Genomic DNA, 17,528 nt, shown 5'->3' on the forward strand with positions numbered 1-17,528 from the left:
GGAGAACGTCAACGGCCCAGACCTGGCCACCCTCCAAGTGCGCGGCAACCAGCCGCCCAACATCACGTTGACGGCGCCGGTGAATGGCAGCGCCGCGATGGCCCCCGCCACGGTCCTCGTCAGCGCAAACGCCAATGATCCGGATGGCAGCGTACAGCGGGTGGAGTTCTGGGGCGATGGCAATCTGATCAAGACCGTGACCGCGCCGCCCTATCAGGCGAACTGGGCCAACCTGGGCGCTGGCTCGCATAAGGTCGAAGCGATTGCCTATGACAACCTCGGCAACTCGCGCTGGGCGAACGCCTCGACGTTCAAGCTGCTGTCCGGCTCGATCTCTGCCTCGCCCAATCCCTGTGATATCGCCATCGGGGCAAGCACCTGCACCGCGAACATCACCTGGACTTCCAGCAGTGCCACCGCCGAGGTCTGGACGTCTGCGCTGAGCGGCNCGCCGACCCTGTTCGCGAGCGGACAGTCCGGTTCGAAGAGCGCCACCTGGATCTCGACGGCGGGTCATCGCTTGGCCCTCAAGAGCGACGGTGTCACGATCGCCACGGTCGACGTGCGCGGAACACCACCACCGGTGGTCTCTACCAAGACCACCATCGAGTACGACGAATTGGGCCGAGTGATGTCGTGGCACGACAGCAATGGCAAAAACAAAGTCAGCTACACATACGACAACGAAAGCAACGTACTCACCACGACCGATGGCCTGAGCCGCACCACCACCCGGGTTTACGACGCCTTCAGCCGGGTCATTCGATCGACCGATCCGGCGAACAACGTCACCCAGTTCAGCTACGACGTGGCTGATCGCCTGACCAAGGTGATCGACTCGCGCGGCAACGCCACCACCTATACCGTGGACGGCTTCGGGCAGGTCTGGACCCAGGTGAGCCCGGACACGGGTACGACCAGCTACACCTACAATGCGAATGGCCAGCTCACTGGCATGACCCGCAATGACGATAGCGCGCTAGCCTATGCGTACGACACCCTGGGTCGGCTTACGTCCGTGGGGAACGGCCAGGAGACCCGTATCTACAGCTATGACACGTGTACTAACGGCAAGGGTCGTCTGTGCCGCATAGCTGGAAGTGACGGCGTGACCACGCATAGTTGGTCGACCTTTGCCTATACCCCGGAAGGTCGGCTGTCGACGCGTCAGGACGCGATGCAAAGCACTGTCAACACCACAGGCTACACCTATGACAACCAGGGCCACCCAATCGGAATCAGCTATCCCAGTGGCGTCGCCGTCGGGTATGCCTACGACCATGGCAAGCTGGCGGCGGTGACCTCCACGCGTGGCGGCACCACGGCCACGATCGCCAACGGCTTTCGCTATCAACCCTTCGGGGTCGCCACCGAGTGGACCTACGGCAATGGCCTGAAGCACAGCGCGAGCTTCGACCAGGACGGTCGGCTCACCGGTCTCGGTGCCAGCAATGGAAGCACCGTCCGGCAGAACCTGAGCTACGGCTACAACCAGGGCGATGAGATCACAGCCATCACCAATGGCATCGATGCCACGCAGAACCGGGTCTATGCATACGACGCGGCGGGTCGGCTGTCGCAGGACACCCGCAACGGCCAGATCTGGACTCTGGATGCCAATGGCAACCGCAGTCGCTATACCGCCAGCGGCGTGCAGGCGGACTACGTGATCGAGCCGTCCAGCAACCGGGTGTCGAGCTACACCACGCTGACCGGCGCCCGCACGGACTACCAGTACGACGCACGTGGCAACCGCAAGGTCGCGCAGGATCAGCCGGGTATCACGCAGACCTATGCCTATGATGCGTTCAACCGGCTCATTCGGGTCTATGCCGGAGCATCCACGACTACCTTGCTGTACAACGCACAGGATCAGCGCGTGGGCAAAGGTTGGGGCAACGGACAACAGGCGCGATATACCTACGTAGGCGATCAACTAGCGACGGAGTACGGACCGGCCGGCTGGAAAAGCTACATCTGGGCGGGCACGGAACTGCTGGGCGTGGTGCGGGACAACGGGGCAACCTACTTCGTGCACAACGACCACCTTGGTCGCCCGGAAGTCGTCACCGGCGCCTCACAGGAAGTGGTGTGGCGCGCCAACAATGGTCCCTATGGTCGCACGGTAGTCCAGGACAATATCGAAGGGCTGAACCTGGGTTTCCCCGGTCAGTACCAGGATGTGGAGACTGGGCTGTGGATCAATGGCTACCGGACCTACGACGAAAGCATCGGGCGATACTTGGAGTCCGACCCCATCGGACTTAGAGGCGGACCCAATACGTATGCCTATGTGGGTGGGAATCCGCTGAGCTACGCCGATTCGTTCGGATTGAAGTATGCAGAGGCGTGGGCTGCCGGTGGTGCCATTGCAGGAGGAACCATTGTCGCTGGTGCCTCCGTTGTAGTGGATGTCTACACAGGGGGGTTGAATATCGCCGCGACAGGACCAGAGATAGCGGGAGGATCGGCTATCGGTGGTGGCGTCGGTTATGTACTTGGCAGCGCGCTGGATTGGGCAACAGGTAACACCCAACAATCGACTGGGCTGCCTCCTGGATATTGGCCTGCTGATACTGGTGCGGCGGAGTGGGGTCGGCGTACCGGCGTTGGCGCCAGGGAAGGAAAGGGGCGGTTCCATGGAATCAAGCAGGGTTGTCCAGGCAGCAAGGCGACAGACGTATTCGGCGTTGACCCGAAAACAGGAGATGTGGTCGATCCGACGGGAGAGGTCGTAGGCAACTTGGATGACGTGAAGTCCAAGTGATATGCCAAATTGGATGTCGGGCCGGAAGGCCGGTGTGACTCTGACGATGAGCAGGTGAAATATGCCGTCTTTTGAACGTTCTCGTGCCACCTTACGTATCGCTGGTGACTTACTCGTACCAGACAAAGTCAGCCAAATGCTAGGAAGTGAGCCCACTGGTTCACAGCAGAAGGGAGACGAGCTTCTTGGCCGGTCTACCGGACAAGTGCGGATCGCCAGAACTGGCATGTGGTGGTTGGAGGCGCAGACTCGCGAACCAGAAGATCTCTGTGGACAGATCGATGAGATCTTGGGCAAATTGACGAACAACCGAGATGTTTGGGCGGATATTCGTCGGAGTTTCAGCGTAGATCTCTTTTGTGGACTCTTTATGGGATCAGGCAATGATGGAATATCTCTGCCATCGGAGCGCCTGCAGGCTCTAGGTGAGCGTGGTATCGAGCTGGCACTGGATATTTACGACTCGACAGACTGATAAATTGGTATCGCTGATTCAACCCCACGAGGACTATCGGGGTCGGGGTCAGGTCCACATTCCTCAATTCATTTTTCGGTGGCGATAACTAATGACTAAGCCCGGACGCATCGGACTGTTGATGGCACTCCTCGCGCCACTATTCGCAGCCGTCGTTGCGCTTGCAGCACACTTCAAGTCCAATGGTTTTTTTGTGCTTGGCTTTGTTGGCGTTGTGGCAGTCTTCTCTCCCCATCGTTCTCCAGCTACGCTCTAATCACCCTCGCACGCGCTGATGTCTTTAGAAGTGGACCTGCCTACGTCTTGGGCAATCCAATAAGCAACGTGGATCCCTACCGGCACCGGAGCTTCCGCAGGCGCACTGTTAACTTACTCACCTACCTACGACATCAGCACTCTCAATGGCTGGATCCCCGTCGCGGGCAGCAGCAGCGGTGTGGGCTTGAAGGTCGCTCGTGCAACTGCACGACGCCATCCGCCAGATATCCCCTCCTTCTGCCATCACGCGACCCGAGTAGTTTGGAAACCTTCTCGTCAATCGCACTTGTCCAACGAAGCAAGATTTCTCGGTGAGGAAGGCTCCACACTCCCTCGCGAGGGGATGCCAGGAACTCTTCTGGCACACCTACGGGCTCAGGTGTGATGAGCTCCACCCAAAGTACTTCTCCATTCTTCTCGGCGCGAAAATCTGGCCCTCGATTAGAACTGGACAGAGTGAATCCATCCCGCCAAAGGAAGTCCGCCATAAGTAGCTCCGCCTTACGCTGCTCATAGACAGCCTGCCTGCCGGTAGCAAGTTGCTTGGAGAACTCTCTGTCGGCCAAACCTTCGTCACAGAAGCGACGATAGGTCTCTCCTAAGAACTGCCAAACCTGATGATGCTGAGGATGATCTCTAGGCCATTCGTGTTGGAATCGCTCGAGCACTTGGCCATCCATTTGCATGACCCTTCTATCAGATTCCATGAGAGCTACAGCCTCACCCGGTCCTTGCGCTTGATGCGAAGCGCAGGCTCGATCTTCTCGTCGAGCAGTCGCCTGTCGAGGTCAACCGCGAGCTGTTCAAGGGTTCGCCCGTAAAGCTTGCATACCCAGGCTCCCCATCGTGCAGCCTCACTCAGCCCCTTTTCCATCGTCTTCGGGGCATACAAGGCCTGGATCTGCTCGTTGGTGAAAGGCTTGAACCCAAGGGCACGACGCTTGCGCTTTTCCCGAGTGCCATACACGACCTGGCCGGATGCAGGGTTCTCATCCTTGGCGAAAGGTGGGTAGTACCCACGCGCCTTGGCCCAATCGAAGAAGCCACGCAAGTATGAGCATTTATTGACGATGGTGGGGGTCTGCAGGCCACCTGCACGCAGGGCCTGAACCCAGTTACCCACGTCGATGCGACCAGCATCCTTGAGTGAGCTTTTCTCGCCATAGTGACGAGCGAAACCCTCCACAGCCGTGGCCTTGATCTTGAAAGTCTTGGGGCGGGTGCTGGATTTGATCTCAGCTAGCCACTGCGTCACAGCCTTGCCGATGGCAATGACCGGAATCTTCGATGCAGGGTCAGGAGCCGGAAGAACCCGTTGAGACTCAGCCGCACGGGCAGAGCGCATGAGCTCTTGATAATACGGTTCTTGGTCTAACCGTCCGATGTGGTCAACCGCTTCCATGGCGAAGCCATGATCAGCTTTGCCGTTGGCTTCGAGCTCAACGGTACCGTCAGGATGACGGATAAGTTTGTACCCCAAGGCAATCGCCCTGGCGATTTCGTAAGCCGAAAGTAGACCATCCCTAGCTACAGACACACTCAGCCCCCTGACTGTGGTGGCTTGAGCATACGCCTGGGCGAGAATCAGCGCACGTTGCTGTGCGGTCAGGAGATCGCGGGTTCGAAGGCTTCGAGTGACTTCGTACTTACCCGCCTTGCTGGTCTGACGTGATGGAATTCTTTGTCGGAAATGCCAGATACCTGAGGGTGCCAACCGGAGATAGTTGGGATGCGCATATCGGCTCGCTTGTGGAGCGATATGTGGAGCGACAAGCCCTTCCTCAGAAAAGCAAAAACCCCTGTAAAAACAGGGGCTTCGCAGTACTGGCGGAGAGAGAGGGATTCGAACCCTCGATAAGGCTTTTGACCCTATACTCCCTTAGCAGGGGAGCCCCTTCGGCCACTCGGGCATCTCTCCGTATTTTTTCCGCATCGCTGCGGAGCCGGCAAGGATACTGGCCGGCACGACCAAGGTAAAGCGCTAAATTCGATCAGTGCTCGCCGGATTCGCCGGACGTGTCACCGTCCGACTCGTGCTCGCCCTTGATGCGCTGATAGATCTCTTCGCGATGCACGGCCACGTTCTTGGGCGCATTGATACCGATGCGCACCTGGTTGCCTTTCACGCCGAGAACAGTAACGGTCACCTCGTCACCGATCATCAAGGTTTCACCGACCCTGCGGGTCAGAATCAACATGTCTCGTTACTCCATGAATGCCAATAGTCTCAGGCCTGCCGCGTCGACGAAACCTCACCCCTGAGTCTCGCCGTCGCGCAGTTCGACGTCAGTCCGTCGAAGGCCCTACCGCCTTCCCCGGCGCACAGTCCCGACGCCCCTGTAGCGCCTGGACCGCCGGTATCGCCGCAACCTGCGATGCCGGTAGCCGTTGATACTAGCGGAGCCCGAGCGCCGGGCGCAACGCGTTTTGACCGTGCCAAATGGCCGGTTGCCTTACGCCGAGCGGCCGAGCTGGCCGCCGATCCAGTCGGGAAGTCCGGCCAGCAGCGACGACAACTGCGCGCTGTCCACGCCGCCGCCCTGCGCCATGTCCGGCCGGCCGCCGCCCTTGCCGTCGATCTGTTTTGCCACATGCGCCACCACGTCGCCGGCCTTGATCCGCCCCAGCGCCTGGCCGTGCACGCCGGCCACCAACGAGACGCGGCCATCGGCGGCGCCGGCCAGCAGGACCACGCAATCGACCAGTTGCTGCTTCAACTGGTCGATGCTGTCGCGCAGGGATTTCGCGTCCAGTCCTTCCAGCCGTGCGGCGACCACCTTGATGCCGTCGACGTTCTGCGCGGCCTGCGCCAGGTCGGCGGTGGCCGAGCCGGCCGCCTTGCTGCGCAGCGAATCCAGCTCGCGCTCGAGCTTCTTCTGCCGGTCGAACAACTGGCGCAGCTTCTCGACCGCGTCGTCGCCGCTGCTGGAGAGCAGGTGCGACAACTCGCCCAGACGGCGCTCCTCGTCGGCCACGTAGGCCAGCGCGCCCGCGCCGGTCACCGCCTCGATGCGGCGCACGCCGGAAGCGACGCCGGACTCGGCGACGATCTTGAACAGGCCGATGTCGCCGGTGCGGCCCACGTGGGTGCCGCCGCACAGTTCGGTGGAGAAGTCGCCCATCTTCAGCACGCGCACTTCGTTGCCGTACTTTTCGCCGAACAGCGCCATCGCGCCGAAGGCGATGGCGTCGTCGTAGGCCATGTGGCGCACTTCGGCCTCGGCGTTGCGGCGCACCTCGGCGTTGACCAGCGCCTCCACCTCGGCCAGTTCCTCGCGGCTCACCGGCTTGTGGTGGGCGAAGTCGAAGCGCAGGCGCTCCGGCGCCACCAGCGAGCCCTTCTGCGCGACGTGGGTGCCCAGCACCTTGCGCAGCGCGGCGTGCAGCAGGTGGGTGGCGGAATGGTTGAGCACGATGGCCTGGCGGCGCGCCTCGTCCACCTGCGCGTCGAGCACGTCGCCGCTGCGCAGCGGCTGCGTACCCTGCCACCGACCGGCATGGCCGAAGAACACGCCGCCCATCTTCAGGGTATCGGCGACGGCGAAGCGGCCATGGGCATTCGACAGCACGCCGGTATCGCCGACCTGGCCGCCCGATTCGGCGTAGAACGGCGTGCGGTCGAGGATCAGCAGGGCTTCCTCGCCCTCGCCCAATTGGTCGACCTGCTTGCCGTCGCGCACGATGCCGAGCACCTTGCTGCCGGCGCTCCGCCGCGCCTCGTAGCCGAGGAAGGCGGTCGGCGCCAATTGGCTGGCCAGTTCGGCCGGCATCTGGCCCTTGGCCTCGAACTTGCCTGCGGCGCGGGCACGCTCGCGCTGCTCGTTCATGGCCTGCTCGAAGCCGGCCATGTCCACATCCAGGCCGCGCTCGCGCGCGATGTCGGCGGTGAGGTCCACCGGAAAGCCGTAGGTGTCGTACAGGCGGAACGCATCCGCGCCGGCGATCGTCTTGCCCGACTTGCCGGCCAGGCTCTTGTCGGCGATGTCGTCGAACAGCCGCATGCCGTGCTCCAGCGTCTCGCCGAAGCGCTGCTCCTCGGTGCGCAGGGCGTCCTCGACGAAGCCCTGCTTTTGCTTCAGCTCCGGGTAGGCGGCGCCCATTTCCTCGACCAGCGGCGCCACCATCTTCCAGAAGAAGTCGCCGCGCACGCCGAGCATCCAGCCGTGCCGCAGCGCGCGGCGGATGATCCGGCGCAGCACGTAGCCACGGCCCTCGTTGGAGGGAAGCACGCCATCGACGATCAGGAAGGAACAGGCACGGATGTGGTCGGCGATCACGCGCAGCGACTTGTTGGACAGGTCGGCGGTGCCGGTGAGCTCGCCGGCCACGCGGATCAGGTGCGCGAACAGGTCGATCTCGTAGTTGGAATGCACGTGCTGCAGCACGGCGGCGAGGCGCTCCAGGCCCATGCCGGTATCCACGCACGGCGCCGGCAGCGGGCTCAGCGTGCCGTCCGGCGCGCGATCGAACTGCATGAACACCAGGTTCCAGATCTCGATGTAGCGGTCGCCGTCCTCGTCCGGCGAGCCGGGCGGGCCACCGGCGATCTCCGCGCCGTGGTCATAGAAGATCTCGGTGCACGGACCGCAGGGGCCGGTGTCGGCCATCTGCCAGAAGTTGTCCGAGGCGAACGGCGCGCCCTTGTTGTCGCCGATGCGCACGATGCGCTCGGCCGGCACGCCGATCTCCTTGTGCCAGAGGTCGTAGGCTTCGTCGTCGGTGTGGTAGACGGTGACCCACAGCCTGTCGGCCGGCAACTTGAACACCTGGGTGAGCAGTTCCCAGGCCCAGGCGATGGCGTCGCGCTTGAAATAGTCGCCGAACGACCAGTTGCCCATCATCTCGAAGAAGGTATGGTGGCGCGCGGTATAGCCCACGGCGTCCAGGTCGTTGTGCTTGCCGCCGGCGCGCAGGCAGCGCTGCACGTCGGCCGCGCGCACGTAGGGCAGCTTCTCGCTGCCCAGGAACACGTTCTTGAACGGCACCATGCCCGAGTTGGTGAACAGCAGCGTGGGGTCGCTGGCCGGCACCAGCGAGGCGGACGGCACGATGGTGTGCCCTTTCGAGCGGAAAAAGTCGAGGAAGGCGGAGCGGATGTCGGCGGTTTTCATGGATGGAAAGAGATCGGTGTTCAAGGCGGCGGACGAGGGCCACGCCGCATGCGCCGGATCGGCCACGGCCCCCGTCACCGCCCGCTTGGGCCCGAAAGAACCGGCTCTTGCCCGTCATTCCCGCCCAGGCGGAAATCCAGTATCGTGGTCTTCAATGGCTTGAAGTCGCTGGATCCCCGCTTGCGCGGGGATGACGACGGTTTTTTCGAGGCGCCCCGCGGAAGAGGATCAGGAGCCATCGTCGTCGGCGTCATCCACTTCGGCGTGGGTAACACGCCGTACTGTGGCGGCCGGAAAGCCGCGGCGCAAGAGGAACTGCGCCCGGCGAGCGCGTTCGGCGGGGTCGGCCGCCGTTCCGGCGCCGTAGCGGCGGCGCAACTGGCCGGCCGCGGAGGCCGTCCAGTCCGCCTCGGCCGCATCGAGCAGATCGCGGATACGCGCATCGGCCAGCCCGTGGCTCTTCAGCTCCACGCGCAGGCGCATCGGGCCGTATCCCTGCGCGATGCGCGTGCGCAGCAGGGTCTCGGCGAAACGGTCGTCGTCCTGGTAACGCTGCTCGCCGAGGCGATCGATCGCCGCATGCGCCTCGTCCTTGCCGTAGCCGCCCTGGCGCAGCTTGGTTCCCAGTTCCTTGCGAGAGTGCTCGCGGCGTGCCAGCAGGCCCAGGGCCTTGTCGTAGGCGCTGCGTCCCGCGCCGGCCTTTCCTTTGGTTGGCCGCTCCTTCATAGCTGCTCCGACCGCGGGTCCCATGGAAAGATAATCTCAAGGCCGCCAGAAACGCGGCGCGGGGCCTTGTCGTTGCACGCGGGCAAACCGCCGGCTTGCCGCTTGTACTCCTCCATGGCAGCGCACTCTGCCGTTTCGGCCAGGGACGCCAGCGTGCCCATATCCCGGCCCGCCAGAACCGCCAGGGAAAAATGCCAACCGGCGAACCCTTTGAAGCCCTTTTCCCTGTACGCGGCCCAGTTGGACGTATCTCTGGGTTCCCCGCTAAGCCCCGTATATCCGCCGCCACACGCTCCGATAGCCTTGCAGCAGTGCTTCCACAGACGCATGTGGAATGTCGACAAAGCCTTGGCCCCGGACGAACGCCCCAGATAGATCACGCTCTCCGGACATCGCAGGTTGGCGCGCCCGCCATCGGCGATCAGGTAGAGCCCCGCGCCAGGCGCAGTCAATGCCCTTGTCCGCGGCACGAACATGCCGTTGCGGGGTGCTTCCGGGCGATGTTGATACGCTTGATCGAACGGCAGCCAAGGTCCAAAGCGGACGAGCATTCCCCCTCCAAGCATGATGGCGCCAGAGCAACGCCGCTTGCGGCGCGCCCTGGCGAACAGCGCCAGCGTTTAGTCTGCTATTGCCGACTGCTGGCCGAGGTCGGGCAGGCTGCGAGCAAGCCCGAACCCTGGCTCAGGCTTCCTGGAGCGCATCTTCCGAGGCGGCCGGGGCGCCCTTGCCGGCGTTGACCAGCAGGCGCGCGCGCAGTTGCTGGTCGATCTCGTTGGCGATGGCGGGGTTGTCGCGCAGGAACTGGCGCACGTTTTCCTTGCCCTGGCCGATGCGGTCGCCGTTGTAGCTGTACCAGGCGCCGGACTTGTCGATCAGGTTCTGCGCCACGCCCAGCTCGATGATCTCGCCCTCGCGCGAGGTGCCCTCGCCGTACAGGATCTCGAACTCGCACTGGCGGAACGGCGGCGCCACCTTGTTCTTGACCACCTTGACGCGGGTTTCCGAGCCGATCACCTCGTCGCCCTTCTTCACCGCGCCGATGCGGCGGATGTCCAGGCGCACCGAGGCGTAGAACTTCAGCGCGTTGCCGCCGGTGGTGGTCTCGGGGCTGCCGAACATCACGCCGATCTTCATGCGGATCTGGTTGATGAAGATCACCAGGCAGTTGGACTTCTTGATGTTGGCGGTGAGCTTGCGCAGCGCCTGGCTCATCAGGCGGGCGTGCAGGCCGACGTGGGAGTCGCCCATCTCGCCCTCGATCTCGGCCTTGGGCGTGAGCGCGGCGACCGAGTCGACCACCACCACGTCCACCGCGCCGGAGCGCACCAGCATGTCGGCGATCTCCAGCGCCTGTTCGCCGGTGTCCGGCTGCGAGACCAGCAGGTCGTCGACGTTGACGCCGAGCTTTTCGGCGTAGCTGGGGTCCAGCGCGTGCTCGGCGTCGACGAAGGCCGCGGTGCCGCCGGCGCGCTGGCAACTGGCGATGGCCTGCAGGGTCAGCGTGGTCTTGCCGGAGGATTCCGGGCCGTAGATCTCGACCACGCGGCCGCGCGGGAGGCCGCCGATGCCGAGCGCGATGTCCAGCCCGAGCGAGCCGGTGGATACGGTGTCGATGGCATCGTCGACGCGGTCGCCCAGGCGCATCACGGCTCCCTTGCCGAACTGCTTTTCGATCTGGCCGAGGGCGGAGGCGAGCGCCTTGCGCTTGTTGTCATCCATCGTCTTGGGTTCCGGTTGGTTTGGTGATGATGGGGGGATGATGCCCGGCCGACGTCTCACGGGCTGCGATCTGCGAAGGGCGATTATCCCATATCGGCCGCGCGGGTTCGGCGGCACCGTGCGCGCCGCGCCGTGGGCATTTTCCGAAACCGGGCGAGAGCCGTCACCGCGCCTGTCGCGGGGCGATCCGCGCCCTACGCCGGGCGCCCTCTCACGCGGTCAGCGCCTTGCGCACGCCGATGAGCGCCGCCGCCACGGTCTGCCGGCGCACCGCCTCGCGGTCGCCGGGAAAGTGGAACAACTGCGCGTGGGCGTAGCCGCCGCGGCGCTTCCAGCCGATCCACACGGTGCCGACCGGCTTGTCCGCGGTGCCGCCGCTGGGCCCGGCGATGCCGGTGACCGCCACCGCCACGCCGGCGCCGAAGCGGGCCAGCGCGCCGGAGACCATCTCCAGCACGGTTTCCTCGCTGACCGCGCCGGTCTGCTCGAGCGTGCGCGGGTTGACCCCGAGCAGCGCCTCCTTCGCCTCGTAGCTGTAGGTGACCACGCCGGCGTCGTACCAGGCCGAGCTGCCCGGCAGGTCGGTCAGGGTCTTGGCGATCCAGCCGCCGGTGCAGGATTCGGCGGTGACCAGCATCAGCTTCTGCTGGCGCACCTGCATGGCCACCTGCTCGGCGAAGTCGCGCAGTTCGGCATCGGAAGGCAGGGCGGGAACGTTCATCGCGAGCGGAGCACCGGCGAGGCAGGGGACGCCCCAGCATAGCGGTTCGCGCACGCGCGGGCGCCGCTCACGCGCCGGTGCCGGGCGGCGTGCCCCGCAGGGCCGGCCGGTCCGCATCCGCCGGCCGCCGCGCCGTCCGGCCCAGCAGCACCGGCAGGCAGAACAGGTACAGCATCGCGCCCGCGATCCAGACCAGCCCGGGAAAGAACCCGCGCGTGGCGTAGTAGGCCGAGCTGATCGCCAGCGGCCCGGCGACGGAGGCCAGGCTGCCCAGGCTGGCTAGCACGCCCTGCAACCGCCCCTGGTGGTCTTCGCCTACCTGGCCCGACAGCAGCGACTGCAGCGCCGGCGCGCCGATGCCGCCCAGGCAGAACAGCGGGAACAGCGCGAAAGCCATCCAGCCGCGGCTGGCGAAGGCGATCAGCACGTAGGCCAGGCTGTCCGCGACGATGCCGAGCGCCAGCGCGCGCCGCTCGCCCCAGCGCTCGGTGACCGGCCCGGTCACGAAAGCCTGGGCCAGCGCGTGGAACAGGCCAAAGCCGGCCAGCGACAGCCCTACCGTGAAGCCGTCCCAGCGGAATTTGTCCTCGCCGTAGATCACCCACAGCGTACCGCCCACCTCGCCGACCAGGCCGAGCACCACGTAGGCCGCGATCGGCGCCGCCAGCGCGGGGAAGCCGGCGATCCAGCGCAGCGGGGCCAGCGGATTGAGCGCGGCGGCGTCGAGCCGGCCGCCGCGGCCGCGATGCGATTCCGGCAGCGCGAAGCCGGCCACCAGCAGGTTGAGGCCGCCCAGCAGCGCGGCGGCCAGGAACGGCGCCCGCGTCCAGCTTTCGCCCAGCGCGCCGCCCAGCGCCGGCCCCAGGATGAAACCGGCGCCGAAGCAGGCGCCGAGCTGGCCGAAGCGGCGCGCCCGTTGCCCCTCGGGCGTCACGTCGGCGACGTAGGCCGACGCCACCGACATGCTCGCCCCGCACAATCCCGCCAGCGTGCGGCCCAGGAACAGCAGCCCGAAGCCCGGCGCCAGCGCCATGAACAGGTAGTCCACGCTGGCACCCGCCAGCGCGGCCAGCAGCACCGGCCGGCGGCCGTAGCGGTCGCCCAGCGCGCCCAGCACCGGCGCGCCGACGAACTGCATCAGCGCATAGACCGACAGGAAGGCGCCATAGCGCCAGCCCAGCGCATCGGCGTGGCCGACCTCGCGCAACAGCCGCGGCAGCACGGGCAGCACCAGCCCGAGGCCCATGGCGTCGAGCACGACGATGGACAGCACGATGGCGTGTGCCGGTTTCCTCACGTGGAGGCCTCTCGATGGCGAGGCCGCGCACTTTATCGATGATAAATAAATTTATCAACGATAATTCCGGCCATGAGGGAACGACCATGAAGCTCGACCGCCAACGCATCCTCGACGCCGCGCTGCAACTGCTCGACGAAGGCGGCATCGACCGCCTGACCACCCGCGCGCTGGCCGGGCGCCTGGGCGTGCAGCAACCGGCGCTGTACTGGCATTTCCGCAACAAGCGCGAGCTGCTGGACGCGATGAACCGGGAAATCCTGGCGCACGGCCACACCCGGCACACGCCGGCGCCCGGCGAGCCCTGGGAGGACTTCGTGCGCGAGAACGCGCGCAGCTTCCGCCGCGCGCTGCTGGCCTACCGCGACGGCGCCAGGGTGCACGCCGGCACCGAGGCGCAGGCGCAGGACCTGCCGCAACTGGAGGCGCAGTGCGCGCTGCTGGTCGCGGCCGGCATGTCGCCGCCGCAGGCAATGGAACTGTTCGTGGCGATCGGCCGCTACACCATCGGCTGCGTGCTGGAGGAACAGGCCGAGGCCGAAGAAAGCCCCGCGGCACGGCAGCAGGCGCTGGACAAGGCCGCCGCGCCCTACCCGCTGCTGTCCCAGGCCATCGCGCACTACCGCCGGCACGGCCACGAGGCGCTGTTCGAGGCCGGCCTGCAATTGCTGATCGACGGTGCCCGCGCTCGCCTGACCGCGGCCGCGCCGCCGCGGCGCCGGGCGCGGCCGCCGCGCTAGGGCTGGCCCTGGCCGGCGCGCGACGGCGCGAACGGCGGCCCCTTCAGCTCGACCATGTTGCCCTGCGGATCGTACAGGTACAGCGACGGCCCCTCGCCCTCGGCGCCGTAGCGCGGGCCGGCCGGGCCCACGCGCACGCCGTGGGCTTCGAGATGGGCGCGGATGGCGTCCTCGTCGTAGCCGTCCACGCTGAGGCACAGGTGGTCCATGTTGTGCCCTTCGGCGCCCGGTGCCGCGCCGCCCTGGCGTCCGAGCTTGCCGTCCATCCCTACCAGGTCGATCAGCGAGTTGCCGGCGCGCAACTGGACCAGGCCGATCTCGTCCTGCCGGCGCTCGACGCGGCAGCCGAGGACGTCGCAGTAGAAGGCCTGCATCGCGGCACTGTCGATGACGCGCAGGACCACGTGGTCGATCTGCCGAAGCTGGAACGGAGGCATGGGGAAGCCCTGTGGAGTCGGGGGGGGGGACGTCCATGGTACGTCGATCCGCGCCCGCCGCCCGGCCCGCCGGAAGGCCCGCCGCGGCGCGGTTCCCCGGGGCCGGCGGAAAAACGCGTATTGCCCGCCGCCGGCTTGTATAATCCGCCGCTCAGCATGTGGTGGGAGAAGCGGCGCGAGCCGCTGCCGAAGGCGCAACGCCCGTAATCGCTCAGGCCCCCATACCACCACGTGCTCGAACACTCTGGAGAGACCGGTTGAATCCGGCGCCGAAGGTGCACGAAGCGGAAGGATCGCCGATCCGGCCGCTTCCAAACTCTCAGGCAAAAGGACAGAGGGGCGCCCCGCGTGCGGCACGCACGTCCGGCCTTCACCGGCCATTTCCGGACGCCCGTCATGAGCCACAACCCATCTCCCTCCCTGCGCGACCTCGAGCACCACCACGCCTTCATCGAGCGCCACATCGGTCCCAACGATGCGGAAATCGCGCAGATGCTGCGCGTCATCGGCCATGCCTCGCTCGAAGCGATGACCGACGCGATCGTGCCGGGCAAGATCAAGTCGCCCGCCCCGCTGGCGCTGCCGCAGGCCATCAGCGAGGTCGAGGCGCTGGCCAAGATCCGCGCCATCGCAGACAGGAACCAGGTGTTCCGCAGCTTCATCGGCCAGGGCTACTACGGCACCCACACGCCCAACGTCATCCTGCGCAACATCCTGGAGAACCCGGCGTGGTACACGGCCTACACGCCGTACCAGGCGGAGATCTCGCAGGGCCGCATGGAGGCGCTGATCAACTTCCAGACGATGTGCGCCGAGCTCACCGGGATGGAGATCGCCAACGCCTCGCTGCTGGACGAAGGCACCGCCGCGGCCGAGGCGATGACCCTGGCCAAGCGCTCGGCCAAGAACAAGTCCGACACCTTCTTCGTGTCCAAGGGCGTGCACCCGCAGACGCTGGAAGTGCTGCGCACCCGCGCCGAGCCGCTGGGCCTGAAGCTGCACGTGGGCGAGGACGCCGAGGCGGCCACGGTGGACAGCTTCGGCATCCTGCTGCAGTACCCCGACACCTTCGGCCACATCGGCGACTACAAGGCGCTGGCCGACGCCGCCCACGCGCGCGGCGCGCTGGTGACGGTGGCGACCGACCTGCTGGCGCTCACCCTGATCGCCGCGCCCGGCGAATGGGGCGCCGACATCGTGGTGGGCAACACCCAGCGCTTCGGCGTGCCGTTCGGCTTCGGCGGCCCGCACGCGGCCTTCATGGCCTGCCGCGACGCCTACAAGCGCTCGATGCCGGGCCGCCTGATCGGCGTCTCCATCGACGCCGAGGGCAACAAGGCCTACCGCCTCACCCTGCAGACCCGCGAGCAGCACATCCGCCGCGAGAAGGCCACCTCCAACATCTGTACCGCGCAGGTGCTGCTGGCGGTGATGGCCTCGATGTACGCGGTGTACCACGGCCCCGAGGGCCTGGTGCGCATCGCCCGCCGCGTCCACCGCCTCGCCGCCATCCTGACCGTGGCGCTGCGCCGCGCCGGGGTGACCGTGGGCGGCGACTTCTTCGACACCCTGCACGTCACCGGCATCGATGCCGCCGCCGTGCACGCCAAGGCGGAAGCCGCGCGCATCAACCTGCGCCGCATCGACGGCCAGAGCGTGGCCATCAGCCTGGACGAGACCACCACGCGCGACGACGTGGTCGCGCTGGCGGGCCTGTTCGGCGCCGAGGCCGACGTCGACGCGATCGACGCCGAGGTCCACGACGCGCTGCCGCGCCACCTGCTGCGCCAGAGCGCCTTCCTCACCCACCCGATCTTCAACACCCACCACAGCGAGCACGAGCTGCTGCGCTACCTGCGCTCGCTGGCCGACAAGGACCTGGCGATGGACCGCACGATGATCCCGCTGGGCTCGTGCACCATGAAGCTCAACGCCACCGCCGAGATGATCCCGGTGACCTGGCCCGAGTTCGCCAACATCCACCCGCTGGCGCCCGCCGCGCAGACGCAGGGCTACAAGGAGCTGATCGACGGCCTGGAAGCGATGCTGGTGGAGATCACCGGCTACGATGCGGTGAGCCTGCAGCCCAACGCCGGCGCGCAGGGCGAGTACGCCGGCCTGCTGGCGATCCGCGCCTACCACCGCTCGCGCGGCGAGGGCCACCGCGACATCTGCCTGATCCCCGAGTCCGCCCACGGCACCAACCCCGCCTCCGCGCACCTGTGCGGCATGCGCGTGGTGGTGACCAAGTGCGACGCCAACGGCAACGTGGACCTGGAAGACATCCGCGTGCAGGCCGAGAAGCATTCGGCCAACCTCGCCGCGATCATGCTCACCTACCCGTCCACCCACGGCGTGTTCGAGGAGGACGTGGTCGCCATCTGCGACATCGTCCACCAGCACGGCGGCCAGGTGTACACCGACGGCGCCAACATGAACGCGCTGGTCGGCGTCGCCAAGCCCGGCAAGTGGGGCTCGGACGTGAGCCACCTCAACCTGCACAAGACCTTCTGCATCCCGCACGGCGGCGGCGGCCCGGGCGTGGGCCCGTGCGCCGTGAAGTCGCACCTGGCCCCGTTCCTGCCCAGGACGCTGGGCGGCGAAGGCGCGGTGGGCATGGTGTCGGCGGCCTCGTTCGGCAGCGCCTCGATCCTGCCGATCTCGTGGATGTACATCACCCTGATGGGCCAGCAGGGCCTGCGCCAGGCCACCCAGGTGGCGCTGCTCAACGCCAACTACATCGCCAAGCGCCTTGCGCCGCACTACCCCACGCTGTACACCGGCCGCAACGGCCTGGTGGCGCACGAGTGCATCCTCGACCTGCGCCCGCTCAAGGACGCCACCGGGATCAGCGCCGAGGACGTCGCCAAGCGGCTGGTCGACTTCGGCTTCCACGCGCCCACGCTGTCCTTCCCGGTGGCCGGCACGCTGATGGTGGAGCCGACCGAGAGCGAATCGCAGGCGGAGCTGGACCGCTTCATCGACGCGATGATCCAGATCCGCGACGAGATCCGCGCGGTGGAGGAAGGCAAGCTCGACCGCGAGGACAACCCGCTCAAGCACGCGCCGCACACGGCGACGATGGTCAGCGGCAGCGAGTGGACCCATGCCTACCCGCGCGAACTGGCGGTGTTCCCGCTGGATAGCCTGAAGCGGCAGAAGTACTGGCCGCCGGTGGCGCGCGTCGACAACGTCTACGGCGACAAGAACATCATGTGCGCCTGCATCCCGGTGGATGCGTACAGGGAGGAAGCCGAGGCGTAAGCCGGCAGGC

At 66.2% G+C, this 17,528-nt stretch carries 12 protein-coding genes, 1 tRNA gene and 1 riboswitch; of the genes, 3 read left to right on the top strand and 10 right to left on the bottom strand.

Features of this window, described 5'->3' with window-relative positions; translation table 11 throughout:
* Window positions 1–2,828: 2,828 nt before the first annotated feature.
* Entirely contained in the window at window positions 2,829–3,242 is a 414-nt protein-coding gene (locus ASG87_RS19575; RefSeq protein ID WP_082582982.1) for a DUF4279 domain-containing protein, read from the top strand.
* A 970-nt stretch (window positions 3,243–4,212) separates the two neighbouring features.
* Here ASG87_RS19575 and ASG87_RS14170 read toward each other — a convergent pair.
* The 9 genes from ASG87_RS14170 to tet form a co-directional block, all read right to left on the bottom strand.
* Window positions 4,213–4,980 carry a site-specific integrase gene (locus ASG87_RS14170; protein WP_157511098.1) on the bottom strand — a complete coding sequence of 256 codons (768 nt, stop codon included), beginning with the start codon at window positions 4,978–4,980 and terminating at the stop codon, window positions 4,213–4,215.
* A 345-nt stretch (window positions 4,981–5,325) separates the two neighbouring features.
* A tRNA-Ser gene (locus ASG87_RS14175) sits at window positions 5,326–5,418 on the bottom strand.
* Window positions 5,419–5,491: 73 nt separating this feature from the next.
* The gene (gene csrA / locus ASG87_RS14180; protein WP_056006355.1) at window positions 5,492–5,698 is read right to left on the bottom strand and encodes a carbon storage regulator CsrA; all 207 of its coding nucleotides are present in this window, start codon (window positions 5,696–5,698) and stop codon (window positions 5,492–5,494) included.
* A 255-nt stretch (window positions 5,699–5,953) separates the two neighbouring features.
* Complete coding sequence (gene alaS, locus ASG87_RS14185) at window positions 5,954–8,611, bottom strand: alanine--tRNA ligase (protein ID WP_056006358.1); 2,658 nt, start codon at window positions 8,609–8,611, stop codon at window positions 5,954–5,956.
* 228 nt (window positions 8,612–8,839) lie between these two features.
* Entirely contained in the window at window positions 8,840–9,337 is a 498-nt protein-coding gene (locus ASG87_RS14190) for a regulatory protein RecX (protein ID WP_056006361.1), read from the bottom strand.
* Window positions 9,334–9,888 carry a hypothetical protein gene (locus tag ASG87_RS14195; RefSeq protein WP_157511099.1) on the bottom strand — a complete coding sequence of 185 codons (555 nt, stop codon included), beginning with the start codon at window positions 9,886–9,888 and terminating at the stop codon, window positions 9,334–9,336. The genes ASG87_RS14190 and ASG87_RS14195 overlap by 4 nt, the downstream gene beginning before the upstream one ends.
* Window positions 9,889–10,021: 133 nt before the next feature.
* A complete protein-coding gene (gene recA / locus ASG87_RS14200) occupies window positions 10,022–11,059 on the bottom strand; it encodes a recombinase RecA (RefSeq protein ID WP_056006367.1) in 1,038 nt (345 codons plus the stop codon).
* A 211-nt stretch (window positions 11,060–11,270) separates the two neighbouring features.
* The gene (locus tag ASG87_RS14205) at window positions 11,271–11,780 is read right to left on the bottom strand and encodes a CinA family protein (protein ID WP_056006370.1); all 510 of its coding nucleotides are present in this window, start codon (window positions 11,778–11,780) and stop codon (window positions 11,271–11,273) included.
* A 67-nt stretch (window positions 11,781–11,847) separates the two neighbouring features.
* A complete protein-coding gene (tet, locus tag ASG87_RS14210; protein WP_268761814.1) occupies window positions 11,848–13,077 on the bottom strand; it encodes a Tet(A)/Tet(B)/Tet(C) family tetracycline efflux MFS transporter in 1,230 nt (409 codons plus the stop codon).
* Window positions 13,078–13,163: 86 nt separating this feature from the next.
* Here tet and tetR point away from each other — a divergent pair, with 86 nt between their 5' ends.
* Complete coding sequence (tetR, locus tag ASG87_RS14215) at window positions 13,164–13,817, top strand: tetracycline resistance transcriptional repressor TetR (RefSeq protein ID WP_056006373.1); 654 nt, start codon at window positions 13,164–13,166, stop codon at window positions 13,815–13,817.
* On the opposite strand, the gene ASG87_RS14220 is transcribed toward tetR, so the two are convergent.
* The gene (locus ASG87_RS14220; RefSeq protein WP_056006376.1) at window positions 13,814–14,254 is read right to left on the bottom strand and encodes a VOC family protein; all 441 of its coding nucleotides are present in this window, start codon (window positions 14,252–14,254) and stop codon (window positions 13,814–13,816) included. The two genes, tetR and ASG87_RS14220, sit on opposite strands and share 4 nt — an antisense overlap.
* Window positions 14,255–14,488: 234 nt before the next feature.
* Window positions 14,489–14,599, top strand: a riboswitch (glycine riboswitch).
* A 51-nt stretch (window positions 14,600–14,650) separates the two neighbouring features.
* Here ASG87_RS14220 and gcvP point away from each other — a divergent pair.
* A complete protein-coding gene (gene gcvP, locus ASG87_RS14225; protein ID WP_056006379.1) occupies window positions 14,651–17,518 on the top strand; it encodes an aminomethyl-transferring glycine dehydrogenase in 2,868 nt (955 codons plus the stop codon).
* Window positions 17,519–17,528 lie beyond the last annotated feature (10 nt).

Origin of the sequence: Frateuria sp. Soil773, assembly GCF_001428405.1 — a bacterium.
Classification (GTDB): Bacteria; Pseudomonadota; Gammaproteobacteria; order Xanthomonadales; family Rhodanobacteraceae; genus LMSL01.

Excerpts from the sequence above, each read along its gene's own strand:
- ASG87_RS14195 (WP_157511099.1), bottom strand. The coding sequence starts at position 9,888 with ATGCTCGTCCGCTTTGGACCTTGGCTGCCGTTCGATCAAGCGTATCAA.
- csrA (WP_056006355.1), bottom strand. The coding sequence starts at position 5,698 with ATGTTGATTCTGACCCGCAGGGTCGGTGAAACCTTGATGATCGGTGAC.
- ASG87_RS14205 (WP_056006370.1), bottom strand. The coding sequence starts at position 11,780 with ATGAACGTTCCCGCCCTGCCTTCCGATGCCGAACTGCGCGACTTCGCC.
- tetR (WP_056006373.1), top strand. The coding sequence starts at position 13,164 with ATGAAGCTCGACCGCCAACGCATCCTCGACGCCGCGCTGCAACTGCTC.
- recA (WP_056006367.1), bottom strand. The coding sequence starts at position 11,059 with ATGGATGACAACAAGCGCAAGGCGCTCGCCTCCGCCCTCGGCCAGATC.
- ASG87_RS14220 (WP_056006376.1), bottom strand. The coding sequence starts at position 14,254 with ATGCCTCCGTTCCAGCTTCGGCAGATCGACCACGTGGTCCTGCGCGTC.
- ASG87_RS19575 (WP_082582982.1), top strand. The coding sequence starts at position 2,829 with ATGCCGTCTTTTGAACGTTCTCGTGCCACCTTACGTATCGCTGGTGAC.
- alaS (WP_056006358.1), bottom strand. The coding sequence starts at position 8,611 with ATGAAAACCGCCGACATCCGCTCCGCCTTCCTCGACTTTTTCCGCTCG.
- ASG87_RS14190 (WP_056006361.1), bottom strand. The coding sequence starts at position 9,337 with ATGAAGGAGCGGCCAACCAAAGGAAAGGCCGGCGCGGGACGCAGCGCC.
- gcvP (WP_056006379.1), top strand. The coding sequence starts at position 14,651 with ATGAGCCACAACCCATCTCCCTCCCTGCGCGACCTCGAGCACCACCAC.